Consider the following 12,326-nt stretch of genomic DNA (forward strand, 5'->3'; position numbering starts at 1 on the left):
GGTCGGCAGGATGCCCGCATTCACATTCGCAACCGTCCCGCAGATCATTGCGGGACCGGGCTGTATCGCAAAGCTTTCGGAGCTGAGGAGCATGCTCGGTCCGCGCGTTTTGGTGATTTCGGACGATGGGGTCGTCAAGGCGGGGCTCGTTCAGCCGGCGCTTGCCAGTCTTACAGAAGCCGGCGCCGAAACATCAATCTTCACCGGCGTTGTCGCTGATCCACCGGAAGCCATCATCCATACGGCTGCGGCACAGGCGGTGACGTTTGGCGCAACCGGTGTGCTGGGCATCGGCGGCGGCTCGTCGCTCGATGTCGCAAAGCTTGTAGCGCTTATTGCCAAAAGCGGCGAAGCGCTCGGCACTATCTACGGCGTTGGCAAGGTGACGGGGGAGCGTCTGCCGCTGGCGCTCGTGCCGACCACGGCCGGTACCGGATCGGAAGTCACGCCGATTTCGATCATCACCACGGGTGAACACCAGAAAAAGGGCGTAGTATCATCCGTACTTCTGCCAGACGTGGCGCTTCTCGACGCGAACCTGACCATCGGACTTCCTCCCGCCGTGACCGCGGCGACGGGAATTGACGCAATGGTCCACGCCATCGAGGCCTTCACGTCCGCCAGTGCAAACAACAATCCCGTTTCCCGTGCCCTTGCCAAAGAAGCCCTGCGGCTTCTCGGAGCGAATATCGCGATCGCCGTCGAGGATGGAGCCGACCTTGCCGCCAGACAGGCGATGCTGCTGGGTGCAATGTTGGCGGGGCAGGCCTTTGCTAATTCGCCTGTCGCTGCCGTTCATGCTCTCGCCTATCCGATCGGAGGCCGCTACGGCGTTCCCCACGGTCTTTCCAACAGTCTGGTACTGCCGCACGTCTTGCGCTTCAACGCGACGGTGTGTGGTGATGCCTACGCGGAGCTGGCACCGTGTCTCTTTCCTCACCTTGAGCCTGCCGATCAGAACGGACGGCTCTCCGCTTTCATCGACGGACTAACGATGCTGCCAGTGCGCCTTAATCTTCCCGTAAGGCTGAGGCATGTCGGAATTCCAAAAGAGGGAATTCCTCTGCTCGCCGAAAGTGCGATGGAGCAGACCCGCCTGCTGGTCAACAACCCGCGTACCATGTCGCTATCGGATGCCGCCAGTATCTACGAGGCTGCCTGGTAAGCAGGCCAGTACACACGTCACATGAGTTATAGCCATCCTTTCTATAACTCACATCATCGAAATATTGAGCTACCATACAAGCACCAAACAGAGATATCTGGCGCGATTGTTATCGCAGCAACTTCGCGAGGCCCTTAGCTAGGATCGGTCCAGTCGGACGCCCGGTTGGAGATCCGCCAGCGTCTTCCAGGGTGATCTCGTAGAGCTGGTCCCCCCTTGGTGTTGGCAATTCCGGAACAGCCAGATGCGCCGAGCGCGCACCGTCGATCAGGCCAAGCGATACTGGCCCTGTGTCTTTGGACGGCAGGGTCCAAACCTGGATCGTCTTGTCCCCGGGGATGTTGAAATCGGCCAGTATACGGATCGTCGCCTGCGCGTTGCCGAAATCTTCAACGACGGCCTGCACCTCCCCAACATCATTGATTAGAACCGCGACGACTAGCGGCTCCGCCGTCCGGGTCAGGCTGTAAGTGAGACCGATCGCGAGCAGGAAGGCGGCGGCGACGGCCGAGATCGCGGCCATTCGCCAACCGTTCCTGCGGTTGTCATTGGCATTTGAGATCAGAGGCATAACGCCGGTATGATTCTGGAGCGGCAAGGCCGCTTCGATGCGTTGCCAAAGCCGCTCGGAGACGGTAGCAGGTGCCACGCTCATGTCGAGTGGCAGGAAGCGCTCACGGCTGGCAGCAATTGCGGCACGCAGTTCAGCATCGCTTTCCATGATAACCTCAAGCTCCGCAGCATCCGTGGCCTCTATCAGACCCAGGACATATTCATCGGCAATAGCAGGGATATCCTTGCGATCGTAGGTCATGCCATGCACTCCCTGAGAGCTGCAAGGCCACGCCTGATCCAAGATTTGGTCGTACCGAGCGGAATGCGCAGCCTCCCCGCGATCTCGCCATGCGAGTAGCCGCCGATATAGGCCATAAGAATGCCGCTCCGCTTGCGCTCATCGAGACCGCCGAGGCAATCGTAGAGCCGGGAATTGCGGTCCAGCCTGTGCCACGCCGCCATGACCTCATCCGCCTGCTCGCTTTCGCGCAGGGCCTCCACCTCCTCGACTGTATGCTCGCGTTTTCCGTCCCGCAGGAGATTAAGTGCCCGGTTGCGGACGATGGCATAGATCCAGCCTCGGGCGGAGCCGTGATCGGCCCTGTACTGATGCGCATGGGTCCAGATCCGGATGAAGGCGTCCTGCACCACCTCTTCGGCAAGCTCACGACGCCGGACAATGCGCTCGGCGACCGCGATCAGGCGTTCCGCCTCCCGATCAAAGATCAGACGCAGGGCGTTGCGATCACCCTTGGCGCAGGCAGCGAGTGCCGTATCGAGATCGTCCAGCGTAGAGCCCATCAGCATCAATACCTTCTCCCAACACCGACGAAGAAGACTGTCGGCTTTGAAAGCTATACCCGCTGGATCGACAAATGGATGCAAGTCGAAATTATTTTTTCGCAGGCTGCATCCAAACGGCATGGCTGGCGTGTCTTCAGTTCAGGAAGCGTCGAGAGCCGAGCGCTACACGACTTCCGAACGGTTCAACACGGGAGAAAGATATGAAGATCATTCGTTTCGCACTGATTGCCTCCGCAGCTTCCATCGCAGTGGCATCGACCGCATTCGCGGCCCCCGTCCTCGGCCTGACCGGCGACAGGACGCTCGTCATCTTCGATACGGAGAAACCGGCGGTGACGAAAAAGATGGACATGACTGGCGTCGACAAACTTGTCGGCATCGACTTCCGCCCCGGCAACAAGACTGTGATCGGCGTCACCCCGGATCATCGCATCGTCTCGATCAATCTCGAAACAGGCGTCGCCACCGATGTTGCCAAGATGGACAAGATGCTAACCATGACGCAAGCCCCTGTCGTGGTCGATTTCAACCCTATGGCTGATCGCCTGCGCTTCATGACCGGAACGACCAACCATCGCGTCCACCCTGATACTGGCGCTGTAACGGTTGACGGTGTGCTTGCGTTCGAGGAGGGCGACATGCACAAGGGCGAGACCCCGAGCATCGTTGCTGCTGCCTATACCAACTCCGTCGGCAAGCCTGAAAAGACCGCCATGTATAATATCGATGCCACGATCGGCGCGCTGATCCAGCAGACCAAGCCGAATGACGGCACGCTGAAAGCAATCGGCAAGCTTGGCCTCAAAGACAAGCCTGCGGCCTATGCCTTTGATATTCAGGGCATGGCGGACGGCAGGAACGTGGCCTATCTCGCCGCCTCCAAGACGCTCTACACGGTCAACCTCGAAACTGGCGCGGCAACCGAAGTCGGCCCGATCACAGGGCTCGACAACGAAGTGCGAGACATCGCCGTTCTGCCGAACATGTAATTCGGCAGACGTTCAACGATGAAACTGAAAAGGCCGGCGCCCTCAAGTGTCGCCGGCCTTTCTGATGATGGAATGGCCCCGGACCACATCTTGTGCAGAAGAACCTTGTCGATGACATAAATGACGCCGTTGGATTGTTTGACGTCGGCGATCGTCACGTGCGCAACACCACCCATCTCGTTGGTGAGTGTGATCCTGCCCGTGCTTTCCGTGGCCTTCCGGATGCATCCGCCGACAATGAAACTTTGCGAATTTCGTCAGACGATATCCAAGCTATTTTTGGCCACGCCTGAATGGCCAGACGGCAATGTTTCCCGCGAAGAGCGCCAACCACACCAGATAAGGCTGCAAAGGCAACCGCATGAGATGGTAGGACCATTGCCATGGCGAAACAGTCGCTGCACCAAGGCTGTCGATGGCATGCTTGATATTGGCCGGGAATACGCAGATTGCATAGAGTGCCAAGCCAATGCCGGCGGCTTTCCGCGGCCGTGGCACCAGAAGTCCGACCGCACCGGCAATCTCACAGAGACCGGTCAGGAAAATAACGGCCTCCGGCTCAGGAACCCAGGCAGGCGTGATACCGAGGAAGGGTTTGGGCAGGACGAGATGCAGAATGCCCGCGAGACCATAGACGCTGGATAGTCCCCACTGGCACCGCCGCTGCCAGACATCAATCCTTGCCGTCACGTGCTATCCTCTGCTCGACATCCCTTTTAACGGCGTTGAGGTCCGACTTGCGGCCCGCAACTGTCTCGATCGCCGCGATTGCCAGATCACTCGCGACAAAATCCGACTTGTGCCCGAGATTGTGCACGACGATCAGACGAGCACCGCGAATATCACGGGCGAGATGACGGGAGTGGACCTCAGGGGAGACGATACTATCAGTATCACCAGTGATGATGACCGTAGGCACTTTGATTTTGTGGTAATTCACCGAAGCCGCTCTGGCCCAGTCGCTCAAAGCCGCAACTTCTCTCGCATTGTGCCGAAATGCGAGCGGCCGCAACGCTTGCAGGGCACGTGTCTTGTCGATGTAGTCGGCGGGAACAGGGTTCGGAGCAAAGACGCCTTTCGTGGCATTATCGATCATCATAAGCCCGATAGGTGGCACGATAAGAGCGCTGAATAGAGTGCCTGTGATCGGGGCGCTGGCGGCCTCGTAGTACCAGGCGATCCCGCTATTCCATGGGTAGACCGCCGGAGACAGGAAGACGAGGCCTAAGACCATATCGGGATGGCGAACGGCGAAGGACGCGGCAATTGCTCCTCCGAAGGAGTGACCGACAATAATAGCACGGTTGATGCCTCGCTCCTGCATGAGGGCGGCAATGGAGTCGGCTTGACCGTCGGGCAAAATGTTCTGCTCACCACCGACGTCGGAATTGCCGTGACCCGGTCGATCGACGAACAACAGCTTGGCCCGTTCCTGCAGCTTTGTCCGAAACGAGAACATCGGATCGTAAAGGCTGGCGCTGGCACCATGAATAAAGACGATTGGTGGCAAGTCTGGCTTCCGAGCAGTCTCAACCAGGACGCTATTGAGCTTGAATCCACCCACATCGGTACGGACTTGATCGTCCCGCTTTGGCGCAGCAACCGCTTTAGAAGCAATCAACGCGAAGCAGCCGATCATCAGAAACGCGGCGGTCAGGCAAAGAGTTCGATCCGGCATATCCTAGAGCTGCCCCGCGGTGCCACTGGCAAAGATCGGACCTGTCGGAAGGCCCGTCGGCATCAAAACGAAGGCATTGTTTCCCGCCATTACATGCCGAATGATGTCGGCCTGCCGCCCGCGGAATGCATCGCAGCCATAGACGATCTTGAGGATATGCAAGGGATCAGCGGTCACGGCGGTTTATCCGAAGTGGAATGATTGTGCATCATCACGGTTTTGCGGTCCATGGCAATGCCGAAGATGGAGTTGGTCGTGGCAGCAGGTAGCGCGATTGCGGCGAGACACGAGCTAACAAACTTGGCAATAGCAGCTTTCCCTCGCGGTAGGTGTACGGCGAGAATCAGGAATTGATACCCTATCTGTAGGTTGCGTTTAGTTTAACATGCTGCCGGAAAACGCGTCTGAATTCGCGATAACTCTCGAACCCAAGAGAGATCGCCAACCGAACCACCGTCGACTGGGTGACGGAACAACAAACAGCAAGGGAATTTGCTGTACCGAAGGCGACCCTTTCCGGGCAGGCGACAGCAGTTCGCGCTACTCGCTCTTGATGACTGGATAGCCTCAAACTTTTGACCGCAAGCATGTTTCTCAAATCAAATACTGTTTTGGGCTTCTGAACTGTTGATTTAGTTGCCATGACGATTGTCTTTCGCCCCGCCGATGAGGCTCTGAGTGGCTGATTTTTCCAACAACTATATGCTGACAGGGGCACTGTCGGCCCCTGTCAGCTGTGCCTTCAACTCACAGGAACCGGCTGTTTTCTCGACACGGATTCAATGGCAGCGAGTGCGATCGCCAGAGCGTTGCGAGCATCAGCTCCCGTGGGTGCGTTCTGGACGGTACCGCTACGCGCCGCCTCGACAAAAGAAGCAAGCTGCGCCGTGTAGGCTTGAATGAAATGGTCTGTGTCGCGCCGCCATGTGTCGTTGGAGACGCCAGTTGCGTCGAACAGCGTCATGCTCGAACGTCGTACGTCCCCCATCGTGACCATTCCGCCGGAGCCGAATACTTCACCGCGAATATCGTAGCCGTACATTGCAGAGAAGTTTGCTTCTGCAACCGCAATAGATCCATTGTCAAAGCGGATATTGACGACCGCCGTGTCCAGGAAGCCTTTGTCGCGTGCATCCGAGCGAACTAATGCATCTGCCATGGCAAACACTTCGACAGGCTTTGCGCCGGGGTTTAACCAAAGCAAGGTGTCGAAGTCGTGTATCAACGTTTCGTAGAAGATGGTCCACAGAGGAATCCTCTCTGGATCACCGCCGAACGGACCGGGATCGCGTGTCAATGACCGGATGAGTTGAACCGCACCGACCTTTCCAGCATCGATCGCTGCGCGGCTTTCAAAAAATGCCTGGTCCCAGCGGCGATTAAAACCGACCTGCAGGGGGACGCCTGCGGCCTTGGCGGCTGCAATGCCGCGGTCCGCATCTTCAAGCGTGAGCGCCATCGGTTTTTCGCAGAAGATCGCTTTACCGGCCTCTGCGGCCTGCACCAGGATATTGGTGTGAAAACGTGCGGGTGTGGCAATGATGACCGCATCCAGACCGGGGTGAGAAAGCATTCCTGCGACGTCGGTATAAGAAGCGGCGGCGCCCAGCGCCTCTGCAAGTTTTGCGGCGGCCCCGGGAGCAGGATCAGCGACGGCCACAAGCTCTGCGTCTACGAGCCTTCTTGCTACACTCTCCCCATGGAACGAACCGATGCGCCCTGCCCCGATAAGTCCGACGTTGACTTTTTTTACTTTGGTCATGATTTTTAGTCCTGTTTCTGAAATCAGAGAGTGAAGGCTTCACGGAAGGCAGCGAGCGCCGCGTCGGCATCTCCGGATGCCCATGCTTCCATCCCGATCGGGCCGCAGTAGCCCATATCGCTAAGGGCTTTTGCGATCCGCTTCCAATTCACCTCGCCGGTGCCCGGCTCAAATCGGCCAGGTACGTCAGCCACCTGAATCTCACCGATCCACGGCAGGCTCCTGCAGCAAAGTTCGATCAGGTTCCCCTCACCGATCTGCGCGTGGTAGAGGTCCAGGTTCAAACGCAGACGCGGGTGGTCGATGCTCGACACGAGCGCCAACGTGTCTTCGGCGCGCCCGAACGGCACGCCGGGGTGATCGACGGGAAGGTTCAGGTTCTCCAGTGTGAAAACCACGTTTTCTTCTTCCGCGAGGTCAACGATACGGCGTAGCGTCTCCTGAGCCTTCAGCCACATCACTCCCGTGACGACCTCGACAGGTTGAACCGGCAGTCCACGATCCCCGAGGCCTGTGCCGTGAAGATTGAGGCGCTGAACGCCAAGACGTTTGCCGATCTGAGCCGTTTCGCGCGCGGTTCTCAAAAGTTCGGCTGCGCCCTCATCATCGGTGAGGCGGCCGGTCAGGTAACCGTTCATAATTGTGAAGGTTGCACCGGTGGCTTCGAGCTTGTTTATGTCGTGCTCTGGCCAATTCCAGAGGCCGACGCCAAATCCCTGCTCCTTCAATCGGGAGGCGCGCCATTCGATTGGTTTGTCCCGCCATAGCATCTCAGCGCAGGCGGCTAAGGGAAACTGGGTATTATTCTCATTGCTCATTTCGAGTGGTTTCCTGGATTTTGGATATTGCTGCCCAATGACCGGCGAATGCGCCGGGCCAAAATTCATGTTTCCAAGTGTCTTCAGATGGTGCCGCCCAGCTCCGCTGAGATCGACTGGAGCTCCTTGCCCCCAGCCATCAGATTCTGCAGGCCATCGAGGTCGATTTCATGTTTGGCAAATGTGCCAAGCGTCTTTCCCCTGTTCAGAGCTGTGAAACGGTTGCCGACGGCAAAAGCGTGTCTGACGTTGTGGGTAATGAAAATGACGCCCAGACCTTTGCTGCGAACCTGATCGATGTACTTCAGGACCATCGAGGTTTGCGCGACACCGAGTGCAGATGTCGGTTCATCAAGAATGAGGACTTTTGCCCCGAAATACACGGCGCGTGCGATCGCCACGCATTGACGTTCGCCACCGGAGAGCGTGCCGACGGCCTGTCCGGGTTCACGCACATCGATGCCGATTCTCTTCATTTCTTCGCTGGTAACGCGATCCGCGAATTCCATGTCCATGTATTTGAACGGACCGAAGCCCTTCAGCGGCTCGCGACCCATGAAGAAGTTTCTTGTGACAGACATCAGCGGGATCATTGCCAGATCCTGGTAGACGGTCGCGATCCCCGCATCGAGCGCATCTCTTGGCCCGGAAAAGAGATGTTGTTTTCCCTCGACGAGGAAGTCGCCGGATGTCGGTCTGTGAACGCCGGACAGAGTATTGATCAGAGTCGATTTGCCGGCTCCGTTATCTCCAAGAAGGCACAGAACCTCTCCTGCGTGGACACTCAGCGAAACGCCGTTGAGTGCGATAATCGAGCCGAAGTGCTTGACGAGGTTCTTGACCTCGACCAGTGGTGTCTGGGTCGTGCTCATCAGCGTTCTCCCGTCACACGTTTACGAATGATGTTGTTGAAAATAACTGCAGTCAGCAGCATCCCGCCGAGGAAGACGAGGTACCAATCCTGGTCGATCGACGTGTAGGTGAGGCCGATCAAAACCATGCCAAAGACGATAGAACCGAAGAACGCACCGATCGCCGAACCATATCCGCCAGTCAGAAGACACCCGCCGATAACGGCCGCAATGATGGCTTCGAATTCTTTCTGAAAACCGCGTCGGGCATCAGTCGAACCGGCGTCGAGGACCGTTAGAATGGCGACAAGAGTGGCGCACATCGCGGTGACGATAAATAGAGTGGTCTTTACACGGGCGACAGGAACACCCGACTTGCGGGCAGCCTTCGGGTCACCGCCCGATGCAAAGATCCAGTTTCCAAATCGCGTGCGAAGCAGAACCCATGTGGCGACGAGTGCAATGAGCACAAACCAGAGGATTTCTACGGGGATACCCGGGACTTTCGGCGTTCCGTTCGGGAAGGTCTCGATAATGCCTGCATTGCCAAGCCATGTGAAGAGACCCGGGAAGGCGTCGCCTGAAAAGAGCGGCGCAAGGGGACTGTCCGCAACAGCCTCTCTCATCCCGCGAAGCTGGGTTGAACCGCCGCTCGCCCACTTCAGGCCAACGAGCGTTAAGCCGCGAAGAATGAAGAGAAACGCAAGCGTCACTATGAACGATGGAAGCCCGGTGCGCATGGTGAGCTGGGCATTGGTGACACCGATGACCACGGCGAAAGCAAGCGCGATTAGGATCGCGACACTGAGCGGGAGATTAAGGACGACAAGGGCCGTGCCGAAAACCAGCCCCGCGAATGCGACCATCGAGCCGATGGACAGATCGAACTCGCCGCCAATCATTAGAAGTGCCGCGCCAACCGCAAGAATTCCGAGCTGGGCTGCTGGCGCCATGAAGTTTACAATACCGGCAAGTGTGAACATGGATGGGTTTGCGGTGAGCATGAAGAATATCGTAACGAGCACCAATCCTGCGACGGCGCCGAGTTCCGGACGTCGCGCGAGCGCGGTCAAAGTCGAAACCTTTTTCAGGCGCTCGTCGGATCGAGTCGGAGACCCGTTCTGTTCGTTTGCCAGCGTCATGGTCGTACCTCAGATGTAAGTTGTTTTACGTGCGCCATCGGCTGCCGTTCACGCGCCCTGCGGATCGGATGTCTGGCGATGAGGGCAGCCCCCGCTGGAGGTGCGGAAGCTGCTGGATGGGTACCGCTCAGCGGATTCCCTGGGAGGATTTCTCAATCACCGAGGCTGCCGCATCCTTCTCGACGAAGCTCGGACCCGAGGCGACGTTTCCAGCAGGAATAGTGCCATACTTGGCATTCAGCGCGAGGAATGTGACCGGAAGATACCCCTGAAGGTAGGGTTGCTGGTCCACGGCAAACAACGCCTTGCCTTCCGAAACAGCCTTCAGGAAATTCGCCGAAAGATCGAAAGAAGCGACTTTGACCTTGTCGCCATGGCCCATCTTCTCGACAACAGCAACCGCCCGTTCACCAACGAGGGGTGCCGACAGGCCAAGTACGACATCGACGGAAGGATCTGAGGTTAAAGCAGCCTGAATCTTCGATTCAATTTCCGCAGGGTCGGCGGTCGTCGGCAGGATCGTCACCTTTCCACCTTCGAAACCCTTCTCGGTACCCGCGCAGCGCTGGTCAAGGGCGGCATTTCCGACCTCCTGGTTTACGCAAAGCACGTGCGTCTTGCCGAGCGACTTGAGTTTTTCGCCGACCTTCACGCCTGCGGTAAGTTCGTCTTGGCCAACATGGAGCCTGATGCCCAGCTTTTCCGTTGCGGCAATGCCGGAGTTCATGGAGATAACGGGGATACCGGCCGCGACGGCCTTGGCAATCGCCGGGCCCAGCGCATCCGGATCGGGATTGGAAATTACAATACCCGCCGGGTTCTGATTGACTGCGGCTTCAATGAGCTGCGCCATTGCGACCATGTCAAAGGTTTCCGGTGCACGATAGTCAACCTTGGCATTGATGTCCTTGCCGGCCTGCATCATGCCGTTTTTCACGATCGACCAGAAGGGGTCAGACGCTTGCCCATGAGTGACAACAATGATGCTGGGCTGTTCGTCGGCTTTGACGCCCACCGAGCCCGCTGCAGCCAGTGACACAGCAAGCGCCGCAGAAGCGACATTCTTCCAAATGGATTTCATTTTTTCCTCCTCAATGTCACCCACTCCTCTGGATGACAAATTCGAATGCTACCGGGTGCAAATTAGTTTTGCTACCGGGTGCAAGCAGGTGCATGTTATGTCAGAATGCGATAAAAGCAAGCGTTCATTTCATTGTAATCGCAGATTGGAATGAATATTCCATTTGTAGGAGAAGTCATGCGCAAGAGATCAACGGCAAAACAGGTAGCGGAGGCTGCTGGCGTCTCCAAGTGGACCGTCATCAGAGCTTTCACGCCCGGCGCTTCAATCACCGAGGAGAGCAAGCGGAAGGTTCTTGAGACTGCTGCAGCTTTGAACTACACGCCAAACCTGCTTGCACGAAGCCTTGCCACAAGCTCAACGGGACAGGTTGCCGTTTTTGTAGACGACTTCTCAAATCCCCAAAAACTTCCATTTCTTGAAGCTCTGACCGAGAAGCTGCAAGCCGCGGGTCTGGTGATGATGCTGATCAACATCAATAATCATTTTGACCATGTTAACGCCCTCCTCCACGCTGACCAGCGCCAGGTCGACGCCATAATTCTATTTGGAACCGCATTCAGAGACGAGACACTGGCGGATCTGCGGCACGGCCACGGCATGCCTCCCATGTTCGTGCTTGCACGCGACAGTCAGATCGACGGCGTTCCAGCAGTTGTTTGCGACGCGGAACACGCTCTCAGGGAGATTGTCGCTCACCTTCACGAACAGGGATACAAACGCCCGGGCTTCATGAGCGGTGCTGCCGCTTTGTCCACCGCTTTAAAGAGAGGCCACTACTTCACGGAGTTTTGGAAGGAAAGAGGCGTGCAAAACATCGTCCACATGAGTGCCGAAAAATATAGCCTGGACGCCGGCGCTACCTCGGCGAGGAAGTACTTAAGCGAAACGTCGCCGCAAGATCGCGTGGATGTCCTGATGTGCGAAAATGACATTCTGGCGATGGGCGCTTTGGATGAGATCAGGGGAAACTTTCACCTTGAGGTACCAGGCGATATCGCGATAGTGGGCTTCGACAATTACGAGCTATCCGGCTCGTTCGGATACGGCATCACCACCTATGAGCAACCGCGCGACGAAATGATAGATGCCATTCTTAGCATGATCAGAGGGAGCTCGGATTTGAAGACAGTAACTCTGCGGGGAGAGCTGGTCGTTAGAAGCTCAACATAAACGCTTTGCCTTCTCCAGCCTCCTTTAAAAAATTCGCGTCGCGACCGTGGTGGCTCTGAGTGGATCAGTCTTGGCCACCTTGAGGGCATGTCGTCCGAGGGCGATGTGAGCATGGAGAACTTTGCCCTAAAATTTCATGCGGAATGCACGCGCCACTGAAATCAGGAGGCTCAACCAGCCCGCCTCCCTGAATGAATTGATCTGAACCCTTCAAACTGGACCGTTTTTGGTTAGAGTTTTCCGGTGCATTTTCCTGGCTGGGAAAGGAACGGAAGACGATGAAAGCATCACAGTTTTCGGACGCACAG

The 12,326-nt window shown here is 57.1% G+C and carries 13 protein-coding genes and 1 pseudogene; 3 read left to right on the forward strand and 11 right to left on the reverse strand.

Going from position 1 to position 12,326, the window contains the following annotated elements:
- Nucleotides 1-10 precede the first annotated feature (10 nt).
- Nucleotides 11-1,165, forward strand: coding sequence for an iron-containing alcohol dehydrogenase (locus tag PIB16_RS25600; RefSeq protein ID WP_065656723.1), 1,155 nt, complete (start codon nucleotides 11-13; stop codon nucleotides 1,163-1,165).
- A 109-nt stretch (nucleotides 1,166-1,274) separates the two neighbouring features.
- Here the strand turns inward: PIB16_RS25600 and PIB16_RS25605 are convergent, their stop codons facing one another.
- Together PIB16_RS25605 and PIB16_RS25610 are read right to left on the reverse strand one after the other, a co-directional pair.
- Nucleotides 1,275-1,979: an anti-sigma factor gene (locus PIB16_RS25605; RefSeq protein ID WP_065656724.1), complete on the reverse strand. Its 705-nt coding sequence runs from the start codon at nucleotides 1,977-1,979 to the stop codon at nucleotides 1,275-1,277.
- On the reverse strand, nucleotides 1,976-2,527 hold the full coding sequence (locus PIB16_RS25610) for a sigma-70 family RNA polymerase sigma factor (RefSeq protein ID WP_423748611.1): 552 nt from the start codon (nucleotides 2,525-2,527) through the stop codon (nucleotides 1,976-1,978). The genes PIB16_RS25605 and PIB16_RS25610 overlap by 4 nt, the downstream gene beginning before the upstream one ends.
- 197 nt (nucleotides 2,528-2,724) lie before the next feature.
- On the opposite strand from PIB16_RS25610, the gene PIB16_RS25615 reads away from it, so the two are divergent.
- Complete coding sequence (locus PIB16_RS25615; protein ID WP_065656725.1) at nucleotides 2,725-3,513, forward strand: DUF4394 domain-containing protein; 789 nt, start codon at nucleotides 2,725-2,727, stop codon at nucleotides 3,511-3,513.
- 86 nt (nucleotides 3,514-3,599) lie between these two features.
- On the opposite strand, the pseudogene PIB16_RS25620 reads toward PIB16_RS25615, so the two are convergent.
- The 8 genes and pseudogenes from PIB16_RS25620 to PIB16_RS25655 form a co-directional block, all read right to left on the reverse strand.
- Nucleotides 3,600-3,749: pseudogene (locus PIB16_RS25620) on the reverse strand (fasciclin domain-containing protein); the annotation flags it as partial.
- A gap of 37 nt (nucleotides 3,750-3,786) precedes the next feature.
- Entirely contained in the window at nucleotides 3,787-4,203 is a 417-nt protein-coding gene (locus PIB16_RS25625) for a DoxX family protein (RefSeq protein WP_065656726.1), read from the reverse strand.
- On the reverse strand, nucleotides 4,187-5,191 hold the full coding sequence (locus tag PIB16_RS25630) for an alpha/beta fold hydrolase (protein ID WP_065656727.1): 1,005 nt from the start codon (nucleotides 5,189-5,191) through the stop codon (nucleotides 4,187-4,189). Before PIB16_RS25630 ends, PIB16_RS25625 begins: the two co-directional genes overlap by 17 nt.
- A 742-nt stretch (nucleotides 5,192-5,933) precedes the next feature.
- Complete coding sequence (locus PIB16_RS25635) at nucleotides 5,934-6,953, reverse strand: Gfo/Idh/MocA family oxidoreductase (protein ID WP_065656728.1); 1,020 nt, start codon at nucleotides 6,951-6,953, stop codon at nucleotides 5,934-5,936.
- A gap of 23 nt (nucleotides 6,954-6,976) precedes the next feature.
- A complete protein-coding gene (locus PIB16_RS25640) occupies nucleotides 6,977-7,771 on the reverse strand; it encodes a TIM barrel protein (protein WP_065656729.1) in 795 nt (264 codons plus the stop codon).
- An 83-nt stretch (nucleotides 7,772-7,854) separates the two neighbouring features.
- Nucleotides 7,855-8,643, reverse strand: coding sequence for an ATP-binding cassette domain-containing protein (locus tag PIB16_RS25645; protein WP_065656730.1), 789 nt, complete (start codon nucleotides 8,641-8,643; stop codon nucleotides 7,855-7,857).
- Nucleotides 8,643-9,764: an ABC transporter permease gene (locus PIB16_RS25650; RefSeq protein WP_065656731.1), complete on the reverse strand. Its 1,122-nt coding sequence runs from the start codon at nucleotides 9,762-9,764 to the stop codon at nucleotides 8,643-8,645. Before PIB16_RS25650 ends, PIB16_RS25645 begins: the two co-directional genes overlap by 1 nt.
- 127 nt (nucleotides 9,765-9,891) lie before the next feature.
- Nucleotides 9,892-10,845: a sugar ABC transporter substrate-binding protein gene (locus PIB16_RS25655; RefSeq protein ID WP_065656732.1), complete on the reverse strand. Its 954-nt coding sequence runs from the start codon at nucleotides 10,843-10,845 to the stop codon at nucleotides 9,892-9,894.
- Between the two features lie 177 nt (nucleotides 10,846-11,022).
- Here PIB16_RS25655 and PIB16_RS25660 point away from each other — a divergent pair, with 177 nt between their 5' ends.
- The gene (locus PIB16_RS25660; RefSeq protein WP_065656733.1) at nucleotides 11,023-12,018 is read left to right on the forward strand and encodes a LacI family DNA-binding transcriptional regulator; all 996 of its coding nucleotides are present in this window, start codon (nucleotides 11,023-11,025) and stop codon (nucleotides 12,016-12,018) included.
- A 64-nt stretch (nucleotides 12,019-12,082) separates the two neighbouring features.
- Here PIB16_RS25660 and PIB16_RS25665 read toward each other — a convergent pair.
- Nucleotides 12,083-12,326: hypothetical protein (locus tag PIB16_RS25665; RefSeq protein WP_271046601.1), on the reverse strand; the 244-nt coding region annotated here is incomplete at its 5' end.

It is taken from the genome of Agrobacterium sp. ST15.13.015 (genome assembly GCF_027871645.1).
In the GTDB taxonomy this organism is placed as follows: Bacteria; Pseudomonadota; Alphaproteobacteria; order Rhizobiales; family Rhizobiaceae; genus Agrobacterium; species Agrobacterium leguminum.